The sequence below is a fragment of the Rhizobium sp. NZLR11 genome (genome assembly GCF_019685115.1).
Lineage (GTDB): Bacteria > Pseudomonadota > Alphaproteobacteria > Rhizobiales > Rhizobiaceae > Rhizobium.
In genome coordinates, this window is sequence record NZ_JABDWD010000025.1 from 13,343 (window position 1) to 30,532 (window position 17,190).

Sequence of the window (17,190 nt, forward strand, 5' to 3'; positions counted from 1 at the left end):
CACCGATCCTTCATGAACGGCCGGCTATGCAGACTGGCTATTGGATGAAGTACAGGATTTCGCATGACCATTTCAGATCAGGATATTCTCTTTCTCGGCGATTGTGTCAGGGAGGCTGCGCGTGCAGAAATCATGCCGCGTTTCCGCAATCTCGGTGCTGACGATGTTTCGGAAAAGACCTCGGCAACCGATCTGGTGACGCAGGCGGACCTGCTTGCCGAACACAGGATTACCGCGGCGCTGAAAGAGCGCTTTCCCGCAGCGCTCATCGTCGGTGAGGAAGCCTATGACGCTGACCGGTCCGTCGTGCCGGCACTTGCCGATGCCGAACTTGCCTTCGTTATCGACCCTGTCGACGGCACCTTTAATTTCGCCGCCGGGCTTCCGGTGTTCGGGACGATGCTGGCGGTCACCGTAAAGGGTGAGACGGTCGCCGGCATCATTCATGATCCCGTTCTCGGCGACACCGTGACGGCGATCAAGGGCGCCGGCACCTTCCTGACGCGGCAGGATGGCCAATCGAGCAGACTGAGGGTGGCTGAGTCTGCCGCCTTGAACCAGATGGTCGGCGGCATCTCGTGGGGCCATATGGACGACCCGGATCGCTCGCGCATCTCCGCCAACATGGCAAAGATCAGGATGACCTTCGCCTTCAACTGCTCGGCCTACGAATATTGGATGGTCGCCTCCGGCAAGCTGCATTTCATCGGCCATGCAAAGCTGATGCCCTGGGATCACCTGGCCGGCGTGCTTGCGCATCAGGAGGCCGGCGGCCATACGGCGAAATTCGACGGCACGCCCTATCGCCCCGGCGAGACGACAGGCGGCATCATTTCTGCACCCGATAAGGACAGCTGGCAGCTGATCCGGCGCGAGATCATCGGCAACTGATCTAAGGCCCTTCCTAAAAAGCCGGACCGAAAGGATTTGACATGACTGTGACTGTCGACGTGACCGTTCTTGCCGACCTGCTGCGCCGTGCGGCGAAAGCAGAAATCCTGCCGCGCTTCCGCCGGCTCCGTCAGGATGAGGTGCGCGCCAAGAGCGAGGCGACCGATCTCGTCACCGAGGCCGACGAGCAGGCCGAGCGGATGATCAAGACGGAAGCCGCACAGCTCTGGCCGGACGCGCTGTTCGTCGGCGAGGAATCGGTCGCGGCCGACCCGGCGCTGCTCGGCAGGCTTGCCGATGCTGATCTGGCGATCGTCGTCGATCCGGTCGACGGCACGTTCAATTTCGCCTCCGGCATCCCGGCCTTCGGCGTCATGGCCGCGGTCATATCAGGCGGCGAGACCATTGCCGGCATCATCTACGATCCGATGGGCGACGACTGGGTGATGGCGGAAAAGGGCGGCGGCGCCTGGCTGCGCCGACCGGATGGCGAGGCGCAGCGGCTGCGCGTGGCCGAGCCTGTCGCGCTGGAGCAGATGGTCGGCATGGCCTCGACCGGTTACCTGCCGCAGGAGAAGCGGGCCGAGGTGCTCGGCAATCTCGCCAAGGTGCGCTTCCTCACCAATTACCGCTGTGCCGCTCACGAATACCGCACCTTTGCCGGCGGCCATGTGCATTACCTGATGTACAACAAGCTGATGCCCTGGGATCACCTGGCCGGCACGCTGATCTCGCAGGAGGCAGGTGCCCATGCGGCGCGTCTCGACGGCTCGCCCTACCTGCCGCATCATCTTGACGGTGGGCTGCTGATTGGCCCTGACAAGGCCTCGTGGGAGGTGCTGCGGCGTGAGGTGTTCACCGTCTGAAGGCATGAAATGTCCGCTGGGGCATTCGTTCTACTTGCCGAAAATTATCCATAGAGCTTCTCCATGAGGAAGTTCTCCAGGCTTTGGCCGCGTTTCGCGACGATCTGCTTTGTAACCACCCAGAAGCCTTTGCGCTCGAAGAACGGTCTGGCCGTTCGGCTGGCTTCCGTGTAGATTCGGCCAAAGCCGAGCCCCTGAAAGTCGGGGTGCACGAACATCATGTCCAGGCAGCCGTCGCCAGTCAGATCCGAAAATCCTGCCGGCTTTCCGTCAAATTCCGCGATCCAGGCAGGCCTGCTGATCCTTCGCTCCGCCCATCGGCTGCAGTCTTCCACCTTTGCCCAGGCCTCGATCTCAGCCGGTGAATAGTCCTTCGACGAGACTTCTCGAATGGCGCGCAGGAAAATGTCAATTGTAGCGTCCACGTCGCCTGGCGTGTAGGGCCTGATCAGAATTCGGTCGTTCACTGGGATGCCTTCGCGCACTGCCGCCAATCGTTTTCGGTGTCAGAAGTGGGCAGCACCTGGATCCAGCTGCGGGCTATCTCCAGGATGCGTGAAGAGTTTGCCGTTCTCCGCCCAGAGCGTGGCCGCGATCGTGACTGCGCCAAAGAGCGCGAAGCCGCCGAAGAGCGGTTGCACCGTGCCGTTGAACATCTGGCCGACCAGGCCGCCGAGGATGGCGCCTGCTGTCGTCGAGACGAAGCCAGTGATCGCGGTGGCGGTGCCGGCGAGATTGCCCATCGGCTCGAGGCTGATGGCGGTGAAATTGGTGGCGATCACGGCAAACATCATCAGCACGATAGTAAAGATGCCGTAGGCGATGGCGAAATCCGGCTTGCCGGCCAGCGAATAGAAGAAGCCTGCGGCCGAGAGCGCCGTGAAGATCAGCAGGGCGGCGTGCGAGATGCGGCGCATGCCGAATTTGCGGACGAAGAATCCGTTGGCGAAATTGGCCACAGCGATGCCGCCGGCGGTCGCGGCAAAAGCAATTGGCAGCCAGTCGCCAAGGCCATAAACCTCGCCGAACACCTGCTGCACCGAGATCACGTAAGCGCTGATGACGCCGGTAAACATGGTGAGACCGATCATGTAGCCGCAGGTGATGCGGTTGGTGAGCACGGTCTTGAAGCCGTCGACGACAGAGCCAACCGACAGCGGCAACCGCTCTTCCGGCGGCAGCGATTCTTTCAGCCGCAGAAAAGCCCAGACGAACAGGATCATGGCGATGATGCCGAGCAGGATGAAGATCCAGTGCCAATTGGCGTAGAGGATGATGAGTTGGCCGACGGATGGGGCAACGATCGGCACGATCATGAAGACGATCATCACATAGGACATGACACGGGCCATCTCGCGGCCGCCGAAGCAGTCGCGCACCATGGCCATGGTGGTGATGCGCACGGCCGCACCGCCGATACCCTGGACGAAACGCATGATGAGCAGCATTTCGAAGCTGCCTGTCGCTGCGGCGGCCAGCATTCCGAAGACGTAGCAAACCAGGCCGCCGAGCAGGATGTTTCGGCGGCCGAACGTATCCGAAAGGCTGCCGAAGAATATCTGCGAGACGCCGAAGCCCAGGAAGAACACGCCGATGATCAGCTGCGCGTCGTTGGGATTGGTGACGCCGAGGGAATGGCCGATATTGGGCAATGCCGGCAGCATGCTGTCGATCGCCATGGCGACGCTGGCGGTCATGAGGGCGATGGTGACCACGAATTCGCCAAAGCCCATCCCGATGCGGCGGGAGCCCTGGTTTTCCTGGTGCGGCTTATGCGGCAGCGTCATGTGGTGAAATCCCGGATGCGGAGGAGGCCGGCCGTTCAGACGGCCGGGTTCTGCTGTTGGAAGAGGCGGCCCTTCTCGGCGATCAGCACGAAGACGAGGCCGATGATCGACACGAAAAAGTAACCCGCGACCATCGGCAATGCGGTGCCGTCGAAGGCCTGACCGATGCCGGCACCGATCAGGGCGCCGCCGACCGTGCTCATGAAACCGAGCACGGAGGAGGCGGTGCCGGCGACGTGGCCGAGCGGCTCCATGGCGAGCGAATTGAAGTTCGAGCCGATCCAGCCGAACTGGAACATGGCAAGGCCGAAGAAGGAGATGAACAGAGCAAAGGGCATCGGCTCGGAACTCACCATCTGGACGATCAGCCAGATGGTGTTGATGGCGATGAAGCCGATGAGCGAGCCGTGCGACAGGCGGCGCATGCCGAGTTTGCCGACGAAGCGCGAATTGAAGAAGGACGACAGCGACATGAAGATCGCCACGCCGGCGAAGGCGAAGGGGAAATAGACGCCGAGATCGTAAATGCCGACATAGACTTGCTGGGCGGAATTGATGAAGCCGAACAGCGCGCCGAAGATGAAGGTGCTGGCGATGGTGTAGCAAAGCGCCGTGCGATTGGTCAGCACCAGCTTGAAGGCGCCGAAGATCGAGCGGGCGGTGAAGGGGCGGACATTGGTGGGGTGCAGGGTTTCCGGCAGACGGAGATAGGCCCAGACGGCGATACCAGTCGCCATGGCGGCGATGAAGAGGAAGATCAGATGCCAGTTGCCGAAGAACATGACGATCTGGCCGGTGCCGGGCGCAATCACCGGCACGATCATGAAGACCATCATGATCAGCGACATGACTTCGGCCATCTGCCGGCCGCCATAGATATCGCGGACAATGGAGACTGTGATGACGCGGGTTGCCGCCGAACCGACGCCCTGGACAAAGCGCAGGGCGAGCAAGCCGGCGAAGGTGGGGACGAAGACGATACTGATGGCGGAGAGAATGTAGATGACGAGACCGATCAAGAGCGGCGTACGGCGGCCGAAACGGTCAGACAGCGGCCCGTAGAACAGCTGGGCACAGCCGAAACCGAGCAGATAGGTGGAGACGACGAATTGGCGATGATTTTCGCTCTCGACGCCGAGGCTCGCGCCGATCTGCTGCAAGGCCGGCAGCATGATATCGATCGCCAGAGAGTTGACGGCCATCAGGAAGGCGGCGAGCGCGATAAATTCTCGCTTGCCCATGGGCAGGCGGCCCGCGGACACGGCTTGTGATGAATCTGTCACAATGAAATTCCCATAAACAGGCTAAGGCGCTGCTAGCCGCAGCGCCTCGGACTCAAGATTACAGATTTGGAAACCGGGCGGACGCCCGGTGACCGATCAGGCGGCGCCGCGCACGGTGATGCCGTTTTCCTGGAGATGCTGCTGCAACTCACCGGCCTGGAACATTTCCCGGACGATGTCACAGCCGCCGACGAACTCACCCTTTATGTAAAGCTGCGGGATCGTCGGCCAGTTGGAATATTCCTTGATACCTTGGCGGATCTCCGAATCGGCGAGCACGTTGACGCCTTTGTAGTCGACGCCGATGTAATCGAGCATCTGCACGACCTGCCCGGAGAAACCGCACTGCGGAAACTGCGGCGTGCCCTTCATGAAGAGGACGACGTCGTTGCTCTTGATTTCGTTGGCGATGAATTCGTTAATGCCGCTCATAGAACCAAATCCTTTCAACAGGCGGGTTAAAGGCCCGCCGTTTCAATCGTTGTCTTTAGATAGCATGCGGCAGCAGGAATTCCAGCCGCCCAAACCAAAAAAAGACCAATTATCGCAGGCCTCTCCGGGGCTGTTGCTGGCACGTTACGGTTGGTGGGTGAGATAAGCCTGAATCTGTTCGATTTCAGTATCGGTGAAATATTTGAAATCCCACTGCGAAACCTGGGTCATCACGCCGAGGTCACGGCCTCCGACACCCTTTCCGGTGCGCAGCAGGTTCTTGAAATCGGCAGCCGAATAGGATTGTGCCAGGGGCTTCAGCGCCGGGGCAAGAAAGGCTTCGGACTGTTTCGCCGTATCGAGATTGTGGCAGTGGCTGCAATCGGTCCTAAAGGCATATTCACCGATATCGGCCGGGCGCGTGGCGGCGGGGGCGATGACGGCAAGCACCAGATCTGCCTCGAAGGGGATCTTATCGAGCGCCAGGCCCACTCGGCCGAGCGGCCCCCATTGTGTTCCTCCCGCCACGGCGTCGGGAAGTTGCTTCAGGGTGCGAAGCCAGGCGATAAGTGCTGCCATGTCGTCGTCAGTAATATTGGCGAAATTACCAGCCGGCATGATCAAGACGCCGGTGCCGTCCTTCTTGACGCCGTGGCGAATGAGACGCACGAGCTCGGCATCGCTGTACATGGGCACTAGGCGGGTCAGGTTCGGCGCGACGATGCGACCGACGCCGGGCTCGTCGATCAGCACGTTGCCGGCATCGTGATGGCAGCCGCCGCACATCAGCGTGCGGGCGCGGCGTTCGGCCTCTTCCGGGGACAGCGTCGTCTTGACGGCAAAATCGGAGGCCGCGATATCGTAGGTTCTGGAAAGGCGCATCTCCGACAGGGCGTAGACGCCGGCGACGGCGATGAGACAGATCGCGACAACGGCCGCGAGGACAATTTTCAAAATACGTTTCACTGGCTCAGGCCCCCCCCAAAAAATCTGCAAGATCGGTGCCCGCGAAGGCACCGGGCACTAAAGCACGTCGCATCAAACTTGATTCATGCGACGCGCTTTAGTCCTTTGTTTTTATGCATGTCGTTATCCCGGAACCGCTGCACACTTCCGGGCAACATGCATTAGCTGCTGCGCTGGCGGCTGCGGCCGGCGGCAGTGCGGCGCTTGCTCACCTGTTTGCGGGCGGGCTTGCGTGTCGTCGCCGTCTTGCGGGCGGTCGAGGCTGGCTTGCGCGCTGCAGCCGTCGTCGACGCGCCGCGCGTTTTACTCTTCTTGCGCTTCGTCGTGGCGCGGCCGGTGGTTTTCTTGAGGATTTCCTTCAGCACGCTATCGACGACGCCTGATATCAATTCTTTGACGAGATCGGCCACAAAACCCCTCCGTTCGTGGTGGAAACGACATGGGTGCTATTGAATTCCGGAAGAGTTCCGTTAGCAAGACGGCTTCGAGGCCGGAGCTGCTTTTTTGCCGATATCAGCGGCAAAGCAGCGAGGATCACAAGCAACATGCCGGCCATTCGCCCGGCCGGAAGGTGGAATGAAACTGATCGAAAAGCGGGTCGTCCTACACTTCGCCGGATTTGAGCCGCTTGACGGCGCCGCCCACAGGGCGCGTTACGAACGTTCTGCCAAGCAGAGTGCTGCCGTCTGGGGCTATTCAGTTGAGGTGGGGGCGCCTGCAGCGGGAAGCGATCCCCTCAGTTTCGAGGTCACGACGGGCAGCGGGGCAGCCGCTGACGCGGCGCCCGAGGCAGCCGCTGACGCGGCGCCCGAGGCAGCCGCTGACGCGGCGCCTGAGGCAGCCGGCACGGCGCCCGAGGCAGGCACTGGTTCTCCTGGCTGGCAGACGAAGAGCTGGATCCACATGGTCGATCACGACGCGCTGGTAAGCCGGCTGCGCGGCGGCAATACGCTGAGCCAGATCATTACGGGTTTCCGCAGTTGCGCCCAGATCATATTGGAAGGCGGCATGCGGGGATATTTCCGCCATGCCTGGCGCTTCGGCCTATTCTTCCTCTTTCCGTTCCTGCTGACGGCGCTGGCGATTGCGCTGACGGTGCAAATCGCTGTGCTGCCCTATGGTCTCGGCTTTTCACCGTGGCACATGCTGTGGAGCGGGCCGCTCGCGCTCTGCTTCTTCATCTTCGCCTTCCTGCCGTTTTCCGAACGCTTCCATACGCTGCATCTGTTTGCCGATTGGAAAATGGCGGTGGCGCTCGGCCGCATGGACCGGACGGATTTCAACGACTGGCTGGAAGACCGGGCGGCTGCCGTGCGCAAGGCGCTGGCGCAAGAGGCGGACGAATATGTGATCTCCTCGCACAGCATGGGGTCGAACGTTGCCGCCCATGTCATCGGCATATTGCTGGAAAGGGAGCCGGAGATCTTCAAGGGCAAGCGCGTGGTGTTTGCGACCCTCGGCAGCGCCATCCTGCAATGCGCGCTGCTGTCATCGGCAACGCAGCTGCGTGCCCGCGTCGGGCTGATTGCCCGGTGCGAGGACATTTCCTGGCTCGACGTGCAGTGTCTGACGGACTCGATCAATTTCTACAAGGTGCCCGTCGTTTCCGTGTGTGGCCATCCGGATGCAAACGAGGCAAAGATCATCCTTATCCGCGTCAAGCAGATGCTGACGCGCAAACACTATCGCAAGATCCGCAAGGACCAGCTGCGCGTCCACCGGCAATATGTGCTCGGGCCGGACCTGAAGGCGCCCTTCGATTTCACGCTGATGACATCAGGGCCGATGCCGGCATCGGTCTTCGCCAGCCCCGATGAAAAGCGAATGCCCGGCTGAGCGCCCCAACCCCGTCGCAAATCCCTGTCGCGAAACTCCCACTTTTGCGAGCGGTTTCTTGCGACATTGACAGGAAAGTTCAGTGCCGGCCGTTTGTCGCGGAAGTTAGAAATCTTGCGACAAACAAGTGCGAACAAGCTTCATACCCCTTGCTCAAAGCGCGTGCCCAGTCAAAAAAAGGTAGCCGTATGGATATCTATCTTGACCGATCCATCAGCTCTCCGTAAAGATAGCCATATGGATACCTATGAAGTGAGCTTCCCGAAGATTTTCGGGGCTTTGTCCGACCCGACCCGGCTCGCAGTCGTCGAAAGGCTCTTGGATGGACCTGCCTCGGTGACCGATCTGTCGCGGCCGTTCGATATGGCAGGCCCCTCGTTCCTGAAGCACCTCCGCGTACTCGAAAACGCGGGCGTCATCGCGTCAAGCAAATCCGGGCGAGTGAGAACGGTTAGCCTCGTACCAGACTCGCTGATGCGGGTGGAACATTGGGTCCGTCAACACCGCGCCCGGCTTGAGGAACGTTTCGACAGACTTGGCAACTTCCTAAATCAGGAGCAGTAAAGTGACAAAAACAGAACAAGAGCACAGATCGATTACCATCGAACGCGTTTTTTCCAATTGCGTGGATCACGTCTGGGCGGCGTGGGCGATTCCCGAAAAGAAGAAAGCATGGTTCGGTGAAGGACTGGCGGAATGCGACTTTCGCGAGGGAGGAGCCGAGCGCAGCAGCTTTGTCACGGACATGGGAACCCACACCAACCAGACGCACTATTTCGAGATCAAGGAATCCAAGAGGATTGTGTTTGCCTATTCGATGGCCCTCAATGGTCGTATCCATACGGTGTCGCTGGCGACCGTGCTGTTCTCCGACCATGGCGGCGGGACGAAGCTGACTTACGTGGAACAGTTATGCGTCATCCCGCCGAGCGACGGCGCTGAAGGGCGAGAACACGGCTGGAGAGCGCTGCTGGATGGGCTGGAGAGCTATTTAGCCGGTGATATTCAAGACAGGCGTAGCAAAATTTCCAATTAAGGCCGCAGTTTTGCGACTGGATTTTGCGACGTCGCGAAAACAAGCATTCCGCGACGGGTGAGTGCGCAGAGTGCTTCATGAAGATTTTTCCAGCAAGATAAACCACGCGAAACGTTCACGCCGCACGGGATTCGGCATTAATATCTACTTGGATGCCACATTTAAGTTAGGGGTTAGACCCAAGCGCCAGGCGTCGTTTATCCACAGGACGAGCCTATTCCGGCGCGGAGGTCTGCAGCGCCAGCGCGTGCAACACGCCGCCCATATTGCCCTTCAGCGCCTCGTAGACCATCTGGTGCTGCTGCACGCGGCTCTTGCCGCGGAAGACTTCGGCGACGACTTCGGCGGCGTAATGATCGCCGTCGCCCGCCAGATCGCGGATCGTCACCTTGGCACCGGGAATCCCAGCCTTGATCATGTCTTCGATATCGCCGGGTTTCATGGCCATGATCGTTACTCCTTGCGCATCATTCCGCGGCGAGTTCGCCGCGGCCTTCCATGAAATCAGGGAACCACGATTCATGGGCATCGCGCAATTGCTGAATCGGCAGCGCGATCAGATCGCCGACGACGAGCGCCGTCCCGCCGACCGTGCCGAGGCGGCGGAAAGGAACGCCGGCGCCTTCTGCATTGGCGCAGACGAAATTTGCCACGTCGGCAGGCACCGTCAAGATGTAGCGAGCCTGGTCTTCGCCGAAGAGCAGCGCATGCGGCGCGCCTTTGCCTTCGTCGAGATCGATCATCAGGCCCTTGTTCGATGCCATGGCCATTTCGGCGAGCGCCACAGCAAGGCCGCCCGACGAAATATCGTGGCAGGCGGTCGCCTGGCCGTTGCGGATGACGGAGCGGACAAAATCGCCGTTGCGCCGCTCGGCAAACAGATCCACTTCGGGTGCCGGACCTTCGCGGCTGGCGAGCACATCGCGGAGGTAGACCGACTGGCCGAGGTGGCTGCCGTCGACGCCGATCATGATCACCTTGTCGCCGTCATTGGCGGAGCCGATGCGGGTCATCTGGCGCCAATCCGGCAGCAGGCCGACGCCCGCAATTGTCGGGGTCGGCAGGATGGCGACGCCGTTGGTCTCGTTGTAGAGCGAGACGTTACCTGAGACGATCGGGAAGTCGAGCACGCGGCAGGCTTCGCCAATGCCCTTCACCGCTTCGACGAACTGGCCCATGATTTCGGGCTTTTCGGGGTTGCCGAAATTGAGATTGTCGGTGGCGGCGAGCGGCTCGGCACCCGTCGCGGTGATGTTGCGCCAGCACTCGGCGACTGCCTGCTTGCCGCCTTCGAAGGGATCGGCCTCGACATAACGCGGGGTGACGTCGGAGGAGAAGGCGAGCGCCTTGCTCGGGTGGCCGTCGACGCGCACGACACCGGCATCGCCGCCCGGAAGCTGCAGCGAATTGCCCTGGATCAGCGTGTCGTACTGCTCGTAGACCCAGCGGCGGCTCGACTGATTGGCGGAGCCGACAAGCTGGAGCAGCGCCTGGCCGTAATCCTCAGGGGCTGCGACGAGATTAGCGGGCAGGGGAGCCTGCTTGCCGGATTCGCGCCAGGGGCGGTCATATTCCGGCGCCTGGTCGCCGAGATCCTTGATCGGCAGATTGGCGACCTCCTCGCCCTGATGCATGACGCGGAAGCGCAGGTCGTCTGTCGTTTTACCGACGATGGCAAAGTCGAGGCCCCATTTGACGAAGATCGCCTTGGCTTCCGCTTCCTTCTCCGGCTGTAGCACCATGAGCATGCGCTCCTGGCTTTCCGACAGCATCATCTCGTAGGCGGTCATCATCTCTTCGCGCACCGGCACCTTGTCGAGCTCGAGCAGGATGCCGAGATCGCCCTTGGCGCCCATTTCGACGGCCGAGCAGGTGAGGCCGGCCGCACCCATGTCCTGGATGGCGATGACGGCGCCGGTCTGCATCAGCTCAAGGCAGGCTTCGAGCAGGCACTTTTCGGTGAAGGGGTCGCCGACCTGAACGGTCGGGCGCTTTTCCTCGATCGATTCGTCGAATTCGGCCGATGCCATCGTCGCGCCGCCGACGCCGTCGCGGCCGGTCTTGGCGCCGAGATAGACGACCGGAAGGCCGACGCCCTTGGCCTCGGACAGGAAAATGGCGTTGGATTTGGCGATGCCGGCGGCAAAGGCGTTGACGAGGATGTTGCCGTTATAGCGGGCATCGAACTCGACTTCGCCGCCGACGGTCGGCACGCCGAAGGAATTGCCGTAGCCGCCGACGCCGGAGACGACGCCGGAGACCAGATGGCGGGTCTTCGGGTGATCCGGCTCGCCGAAGCGCAACGCGTTCATGGCGGCGATCGGGCGCGCACCCATGGTGAAGACGTCGCGCAGGATGCCGCCAACGCCGGTCGCGGCCCCCTGGTAGGGTTCGATATAGGAGGGGTGGTTGTGGCTCTCCATCTTGAAGACGACGCAATCGCCATCATCGATATCGACCACGCCGGCATTTTCGCCCGGGCCCTGGATGACGCGCGGCCCCGTGGTCGGCAACGTGCGCAGCCACTTCTTCGAGGATTTGTAGGAGCAGTGCTCATTCCACATGGCCGAGAAGATACCGAGTTCGGTAAAAGTCGGTTCGCGGCCGATCAGATCGAGAATGCGCTGGTACTCGTCCGGTTTCAGGCCATGGCTTGCAATGAGTTCCGGCGTGATCGGCATGGTGTTTGGAATGGTCATGAGCGGAAAGTCCCTGGCGCGTTTTGCGCTGTCTTTAGCTTATGTAGCGGCGACGCGCGACAGAAAAAAGCTTGCCGTCAACAGAGGGCGGGCAGGCTTTTCCCACAAGGGGTCAAACCGGTCAGAACTTGTAGCCAACCTGCCGGCCGGCGCGTGTCATGCCGTCGTTCGGGCCGTCGCAGAGATTGGCATGCGAGGAGTGGGCGATCTGGCCATCAGGTTCCAATGAGGATTGAAACGGTAGCCGGCGCCGGCATATTCGCGGAGAACGCGACAGCCGAGTTCCGGGCCATCGCCATTGCCGTCGAGATCGCCGGTATGGACAACGCCGCCGAAGCCGGCTTCGGCAAAGAGCTTCTCGTTGAAATTGACCGTCCAGGTGAAACCTGTGAAGAATTGGGTGGCCTCGCCCGACGTGCCGATCGAGATGCCGAGATGCACACGGGGGTGTAACAACTGCTGCTGCTGCCAGCCGACGGCCGTGTCAGATCCGAAAGGATCGAAGAGAGCGGTAATCTCAGGAAAGACGCCGTCTTCCCTGGAATGGCCCGATTGCACCTAGGTCGAAACCCCAAAACGCAGTTCATCGAATATCTGCTCGCCGGCATTTGCCGAATCTGCCATCAAGGTTCCGGTTACCGCTGCTACTGACGCGGCACTCAAAAAACCAACGCGATTCTTCCGAAGCCGACCCTCATATCCTGTCCTTTGATTCGCGTTAGGCGAGAATAACAAAGAGGTAACATAGAGGTTGAGTCAGTGAAGCGCTGTGAACAGGCTCTGGCGTTTTTCTAAATTATGACGTGTATCTGCAACACGTCATATTTCACCGTCATAGGCGGAACCGCCATTTTCCAGCAGCCGGCGCAGGATCATCAGGCCGGAGATCAGTTCCTGCCCCGTCTTCGGCGAGGAAAAACCGATGCGAACGCGATGATAGGATTTCTCCCCGCGGGCTGCCTTGAACTCGTCCTCGTCATCGACGAGCACGCCGTCACGGAAGGCGGCATTCTTGAAGGTGCCCGACATCCAGGGCTCCGGCAATTTCAGCCAGAGGAAGGGCGCATGCAGGTGCGACGTGAAATCGAAGCCCTGCAATTGCTCCCGCGCAAGCCGGACGCGCCGGGAGAGTTCCTCGACGCTCTGCTTGCGGATCTCGTGGGCCATTCCGCTTTCAACGAGGCGCGCGCAGGTCTCCGCCAGGATGAAGGGCAGACCACCGGTGATCATCTTGTGCGTCACCCGGATGCGCTGGGCAAAATGTGGCGGGCATGCGACCCAGCCGCCGCGCACACCAGCGGCCACCGATTTCGACAAGCCGTTGACGAGGAAGGTTCGATCGGGGGCAAGCGAGGCGAGCAGTGGCGTCTCATCGTCGGCCATGCCGCCGTAGAGATCGTCTTCGATCAGCCAAACGCCGTGTTTCCTGGCGATTGCGGCGATTGCCGCGCGCCGCTCGTAGGGCATGATCGCCACGGTGGGATTGTGGACGGTCGGCATCAGGAAGGCGATCTTCGGATGCTGCTGCTGGCAGAGCCGCTCGAAATCGTCCGGGATCACGCCGAGTTCATCGGACTCGACCGTCAGCGTGCGGCGGCCGAGAAGGCGGGCGCTGCGGCTGACCTGGGTGTAAGTGAGATCCTCAAAGACGATCTTGTCGCCCGGCGCCGAGACGGCGGCGATGACGGCGATCGCCGCCGCATGAGCGCCGAGGGTCGGCACGATGTTTTCGGCCTCCGGCGTCCAGCCGCCGCGGGCAAGCCAGAGGCGGCCGGCTTCAAACCAGTTGCGCGGAAAAGTGCGGGAATAGGATGAAATCTCGGCGAGATGCTGCTCACCGATTTCGGCGAGGATGCCGGATATGATCTTGCCCTGGCCAAGGTCCGGGGCGGCAGTGGTATCAAAGCGGATCTTGTCTGCAGGCGCGTCCTGGACGCGGGTGCCGCCAAGCGAGACAGTCAGCGGGTCGGTCTGTTCCCCAGGCTGGGTTTCGGAACGGTTCAGCACATAAGTGCCGCGCCCGACCTCGCCGGCGACCAGGCCGCGTTCGTGCACCAATGCATAGGCGCGGCCGATCGTGCCGATGGTCACCCCGATATCGTAAGCGAGGTTGCGTTGCGGCGGCAATTTGCTGCCGGCGGGCAGGGCGCCGCTGGCGATGGCAGTTTCGATGCTGTCGGCAAGCCGGAGATAGACCGGACCGGAACCGCGGGAGAGATCGGGAAGCCAATTTGTCATGGTGACAATTGCCTATATTGTCACATTGTCCCTGTCAAGATTAAGAGTCAATTCCAACGGACAACCGAGAGGATTCCTGGAATGTCTGCCTTGCCTGAGATCAAAATGCCGATTGTACCTATTGTCTCTTACGACGATAGGAGACAGATCGTCCTGCCCGACGCGCCTGCCGAGGCGACGACACGTTTGGGGCGGATCTGGGCGGCGATTCTTCTTTGGAATGAGAAGCGGGAAGGCCGCCGGGCACTGAGAAATCTGACGGCGAGCGAACTCAAGGATATCGGCGTGTCGCAGTCCGATGCCGCGCGCGAAGTCGGCAAGTCGTTCTTCTGGGATTGATCGAGCCTGGGCGCTGATCGCAGCGGTCAGCTGCAGGCCTTATTGCCACCGGACCAGCGATTGACGTCGGCGGCGATACGGCCGGCGACCGGCTCCGACATCATCGGACCGAAGGCCTGGAGGCGCGACGGGCTTCCCTCGGCCTGAACGACGAGCAGCGGCCGGCTTTCCGGGCTGCCCTTGTGGACGACCAGAATGCGCGGGCGGCCGGAGAAGGAATTAAGTTCCGGCGCAAGCTTGTACGCAGCAAAAGCCGGATCGCCCGACTTGAACCAGCAGGCATTGGCGGCGAGCGCAACGCGTTCCATCGTCGGCAGCGCGGCGCGGTTCGGACCCGTCGTCGGCGCCGGCGTCTGGCAGGCTGCGACCATGGCTGCGAGAGTGGCGAGCAGGGCAGCGTTAGCGACAGAATGGCGAGGGCGCATCGATCTTGCTCCGGATCCGGATAAAAGGATTTTGAATTCAAAGTGCCACAGCGATGTTCGCGTATCTGAAAAGAGGCGCGGCGCTGTAGATCAGGCGGCGATGACGTCGAGCGCCGAGGCGAAGAGGCCGCGGCCGTCCGAACCGCCATGGGCGGCTTCGATCAGGTTCTCGGGATGCGGCATCATGCCGAGAACGTTGCCCTTTTCGTTCATGACCGCGGCGATGTCGCTGATCGAGCCATTCGGATTGGTGCCCTCGGCATAACGGAAGACCACCTGACCATTGCCTTCGATCTGAGCCAGCGTTGCTTCGTCGGCGAAGTAATTACCGTCGTGATGAGCGACCGGGCAGCGGATGACCTGGCCTTGCGCGTAAGCACGGGTGAAATCCGTCTCGGCATTGACGACTTCGAGTTTGATCTCGCGGCAGACGAATTTCAGCGAGGCATTGCGCATCAGCGCGCCAGGCAGCAGGCCGGCCTCGACGAGGATCTGGAAGCCGTTGCAGACGCCGAGCACCTTCACGCCCTTTGCCGCCTTGTCGATGATTGCCTGCATGACCGGCATGCGGGCCGCGATAGCGCCGCAGCGCAGGTAATCGCCATAGGAGAAGCCGCCGGGGATAACGATCAGGTCGACATCGGGGATCTCAGTCTCCGTCTGCCAGATCGTCACCGGGGGCTTCCCGGAAATCTTGGTCAAGGCGGCGATCATATCGCGGTCGCGGTTGAGGCCCGGAAGTTGAACGACGGCTGATTTCATGGGGTCCCCGCGTCTGGCGAAAGATATTGAACTGGAACGCTTTCGGCGAGCCATACCCCATTGTCGGAGACAAAGAAAGAATGGCCTTCTGAAAACATGCGGGCCGCGTCCACACGCAGGATGACATACTCACCCTTGCGGCGCATTGCGACGATTTTCGCGGTTTCGACATCCGCCGACAGATGAACGTGGTGCCGCTGCATCTTCTTCAAGCCTTCGCGCTCGATCGCCTGCCAGTTCGTCAGAGACGTGCCGTGATAAAGTGCTGCGGGCGGTTCCACCGGGTTCAAGGCGAGATCGACCTCGACGCTATGACCCTGATTGGCGCGAATTCTGTTATCGGCGAGGGTGAAGCGCTTCTTCGGATTGTTTTCGACGATCTCGACAATATCGGCGCGGGAAACATCGTATTTCGATGCCACCGCTTTTTCGAGCGCATCGAGCGACACCCAGCCTTCGGCATCGAGCGTCAAACCCGCGGCATCAGGCGCATGACGCAAAACATAGCTCATAAATTTCGAGACTTCCGTCTCCAGCTTTGTTTTCGTCATGACGCCAAATCCTCAAAGTCCGCCGGACCACGGGTCTGTGATCGTCAGTCGATCGCGATCGCGTAGTTCTCGATTACCGTGTTGGCGAGCAGTTTTTCGCACATGGCCTTGAGGTCGGCCTCTGCCTTGGCCTTGTCGGCGCTTTCCAGCTCCAGGTCGAAGACCTTGCCCTGTCTTACATGGCCGACGCCCGAGAAGCCGAGGGCACCAAGCGCGCCTTCGATGGCCTTCCCCTGCGGATCGAGAACGCCGTTTTTCAGCGTGACGGTGACACGAGCCTTGATCACTTTGTCTTCCCTGCTTTACTTGACCAGAACCGGGCCGGTGCCGCGCACAGGCTCGTTTTCATTGATGATGCCGAGACGGCGGGCAACTTCGGAATAGGCTTCGAGCAGCCCGCCGAGATCGCGGCGGAAACGATCCTTATCCATCTTCTCGTGGGTCTCGATATCCCAGAGCCGGCAGCTGTCCGGCGAGATTTCGTCGGCAAGGATGATGCGCATCATATCGCCTTCGAAGAGGCGGCCGCATTCGATCTTGAAGTCGACGAGCTGGATGCCGACGCCGAGGAAGAGGCCGGTCATGAAGTCGTTGACGCGGATGGCCAACGCCATGATGTCGTCGAGCTCGGCCGGATTGGCCCAGCCGAAGGCGGTGATGTGCTCTTCGGAGACCATCGGATCGTCAAGCGCGTCTGATTTGTAATAGAATTCGATGATCGAGCGCGGCAGTACCACGCCTTCATCGATCCCGAGGCGCTTGGCGAGCGAACCGGCGGCGACGTTGCGCACGACGATCTCCAGCGGGATCATCTCTACTTCCTTGATCAGCTGCTCGCGCATGTTGAGCCGGCGGATGAAATGAGTAGGGATGCCGATCTTGTTCAGATGGCTGAAGATATATTCGCAGATGCGGTTATTGAGGACGCCCTTGCCATCGATGACTTCGTGTTTCTTCTTGTTGAAGGCGGTGGCATCGTCCTTGAAGAACTGGATCAAAGTGCCCGGTTCCGGGCCCTCATACAAGATCTTTGCCTTGCCCTCGTAGATACGGCGGCGACGGTTCATCGTGGTCATTCT

General features: G+C 60.8%; 20 protein-coding genes and 1 pseudogene. 6 read left to right on the forward strand and 15 right to left on the reverse strand.

Annotation, left to right across the window (positions count from 1 at the left end):
• Window positions 1–63: 63 nt before the first annotated feature.
• Together HJB83_RS29410 and HJB83_RS29415 are read left to right on the forward strand one after the other, a co-directional pair.
• On the forward strand, window positions 64–891 hold the full coding sequence (locus tag HJB83_RS29410; RefSeq protein ID WP_221133112.1) for an inositol monophosphatase family protein: 828 nt from the start codon (window positions 64–66) through the stop codon (window positions 889–891).
• Window positions 892–932: 41 nt separating this feature from the next.
• The gene (locus HJB83_RS29415) at window positions 933–1,757 is read left to right on the forward strand and encodes an inositol monophosphatase family protein (protein WP_221133113.1); all 825 of its coding nucleotides are present in this window, start codon (window positions 933–935) and stop codon (window positions 1,755–1,757) included.
• Window positions 1,758–1,801: 44 nt separating this feature from the next.
• Here HJB83_RS29415 and HJB83_RS29420 read toward each other — a convergent pair whose 3' ends face one another.
• The 6 genes from HJB83_RS29420 to HJB83_RS29445 form a co-directional block, all read right to left on the reverse strand.
• Window positions 1,802–2,224 (reverse strand): GNAT family N-acetyltransferase, encoded by a 423-nt coding sequence (locus HJB83_RS29420; RefSeq protein WP_221133130.1) that lies wholly within the window; start codon window positions 2,222–2,224, stop codon window positions 1,802–1,804.
• A 39-nt stretch (window positions 2,225–2,263) separates the two neighbouring features.
• On the reverse strand, window positions 2,264–3,544 hold the full coding sequence (locus tag HJB83_RS29425; RefSeq protein WP_207580635.1) for a multidrug effflux MFS transporter: 1,281 nt from the start codon (window positions 3,542–3,544) through the stop codon (window positions 2,264–2,266).
• Between the two features lie 35 nt (window positions 3,545–3,579).
• On the reverse strand, window positions 3,580–4,785 hold the full coding sequence (locus HJB83_RS29430) for a multidrug effflux MFS transporter (RefSeq protein WP_207584316.1): 1,206 nt from the start codon (window positions 4,783–4,785) through the stop codon (window positions 3,580–3,582).
• Between the two features lie 138 nt (window positions 4,786–4,923).
• The gene (grxD, locus tag HJB83_RS29435; RefSeq protein ID WP_207580634.1) at window positions 4,924–5,259 is read right to left on the reverse strand and encodes a Grx4 family monothiol glutaredoxin; all 336 of its coding nucleotides are present in this window, start codon (window positions 5,257–5,259) and stop codon (window positions 4,924–4,926) included.
• A gap of 144 nt (window positions 5,260–5,403) precedes the next feature.
• Window positions 5,404–6,225 (reverse strand): c-type cytochrome, encoded by an 822-nt coding sequence (locus HJB83_RS29440; RefSeq protein WP_207580633.1) that lies wholly within the window; start codon window positions 6,223–6,225, stop codon window positions 5,404–5,406.
• A gap of 161 nt (window positions 6,226–6,386) precedes the next feature.
• Window positions 6,387–6,635, reverse strand: a complete 249-nt coding sequence (locus tag HJB83_RS29445) for a hypothetical protein (protein WP_207580632.1) — start codon at window positions 6,633–6,635, stop codon at window positions 6,387–6,389.
• Window positions 6,636–6,801: 166 nt separating this feature from the next.
• Between HJB83_RS29445 and HJB83_RS29450 the strand changes: the two genes are divergently transcribed.
• The 3 genes from HJB83_RS29450 (at window position 6,802) to HJB83_RS29460 (ending at window position 9,097) form a co-directional block, all read left to right on the forward strand.
• Window positions 6,802–8,061: a hypothetical protein gene (locus HJB83_RS29450; protein WP_221133114.1), complete on the forward strand. Its 1,260-nt coding sequence runs from the start codon at window positions 6,802–6,804 to the stop codon at window positions 8,059–8,061.
• Between the two features lie 237 nt (window positions 8,062–8,298).
• Window positions 8,299–8,625: a helix-turn-helix transcriptional regulator gene (locus HJB83_RS29455; RefSeq protein ID WP_246762665.1), complete on the forward strand. Its 327-nt coding sequence runs from the start codon at window positions 8,299–8,301 to the stop codon at window positions 8,623–8,625.
• Window position 8,626: 1 nt separating this feature from the next.
• A complete protein-coding gene (locus HJB83_RS29460) occupies window positions 8,627–9,097 on the forward strand; it encodes an SRPBCC domain-containing protein (RefSeq protein WP_221133115.1) in 471 nt (156 codons plus the stop codon).
• Window positions 9,098–9,311: 214 nt separating this feature from the next.
• On the opposite strand, the gene HJB83_RS29465 is transcribed toward HJB83_RS29460, so the two are convergent.
• From HJB83_RS29465 to HJB83_RS29480, 4 genes and pseudogenes are all read right to left on the reverse strand, one after another.
• Window positions 9,312–9,545, reverse strand: a complete 234-nt coding sequence (locus tag HJB83_RS29465) for a BolA/IbaG family iron-sulfur metabolism protein (protein WP_003586236.1) — start codon at window positions 9,543–9,545, stop codon at window positions 9,312–9,314.
• Between the two features lie 19 nt (window positions 9,546–9,564).
• Window positions 9,565–11,796, reverse strand: coding sequence for a phosphoribosylformylglycinamidine synthase subunit PurL (gene purL / locus HJB83_RS29470; protein WP_221133116.1), 2,232 nt, complete (start codon window positions 11,794–11,796; stop codon window positions 9,565–9,567).
• A 121-nt stretch (window positions 11,797–11,917) separates the two neighbouring features.
• A pseudogene (locus HJB83_RS29475) lies at window positions 11,918–12,494 on the reverse strand (acyloxyacyl hydrolase).
• A gap of 121 nt (window positions 12,495–12,615) precedes the next feature.
• Window positions 12,616–14,034 (reverse strand): PLP-dependent aminotransferase family protein, encoded by a 1,419-nt coding sequence (locus tag HJB83_RS29480; RefSeq protein ID WP_221133117.1) that lies wholly within the window; start codon window positions 14,032–14,034, stop codon window positions 12,616–12,618.
• Between the two features lie 81 nt (window positions 14,035–14,115).
• On the opposite strand from HJB83_RS29480, the gene HJB83_RS29485 reads away from it, so the two are divergent.
• Window positions 14,116–14,373 carry a DUF1127 domain-containing protein gene (locus HJB83_RS29485; protein ID WP_221133118.1) on the forward strand — a complete coding sequence of 86 codons (258 nt, stop codon included), beginning with the start codon at window positions 14,116–14,118 and terminating at the stop codon, window positions 14,371–14,373.
• A gap of 26 nt (window positions 14,374–14,399) precedes the next feature.
• On the opposite strand, the gene HJB83_RS29490 is transcribed toward HJB83_RS29485, so the two are convergent.
• The 5 genes from HJB83_RS29490 to purC all read right to left on the reverse strand — a co-directional run bounded on the left by HJB83_RS29490 (window position 14,400) and on the right by purC (window position 17,178).
• The gene (locus HJB83_RS29490) at window positions 14,400–14,798 is read right to left on the reverse strand and encodes a hypothetical protein (protein WP_207580626.1); all 399 of its coding nucleotides are present in this window, start codon (window positions 14,796–14,798) and stop codon (window positions 14,400–14,402) included.
• Window positions 14,799–14,888: 90 nt separating this feature from the next.
• Window positions 14,889–15,560 (reverse strand): phosphoribosylformylglycinamidine synthase subunit PurQ, encoded by a 672-nt coding sequence (gene purQ / locus HJB83_RS29495; protein WP_207580625.1) that lies wholly within the window; start codon window positions 15,558–15,560, stop codon window positions 14,889–14,891.
• Window positions 15,557–16,111: an RNA 2'-phosphotransferase gene (locus HJB83_RS29500; RefSeq protein WP_207580624.1), complete on the reverse strand. Its 555-nt coding sequence runs from the start codon at window positions 16,109–16,111 to the stop codon at window positions 15,557–15,559. The genes purQ and HJB83_RS29500 overlap by 4 nt, the downstream gene beginning before the upstream one ends.
• Before the next feature lie 44 nt (window positions 16,112–16,155).
• Window positions 16,156–16,398: a phosphoribosylformylglycinamidine synthase subunit PurS gene (gene purS, locus HJB83_RS29505; protein WP_207580623.1), complete on the reverse strand. Its 243-nt coding sequence runs from the start codon at window positions 16,396–16,398 to the stop codon at window positions 16,156–16,158.
• A 15-nt stretch (window positions 16,399–16,413) separates the two neighbouring features.
• The gene (purC, locus tag HJB83_RS29510; protein WP_003540062.1) at window positions 16,414–17,178 is read right to left on the reverse strand and encodes a phosphoribosylaminoimidazolesuccinocarboxamide synthase; all 765 of its coding nucleotides are present in this window, start codon (window positions 17,176–17,178) and stop codon (window positions 16,414–16,416) included.
• Window positions 17,179–17,190: the final 12 nt, after the last annotated feature.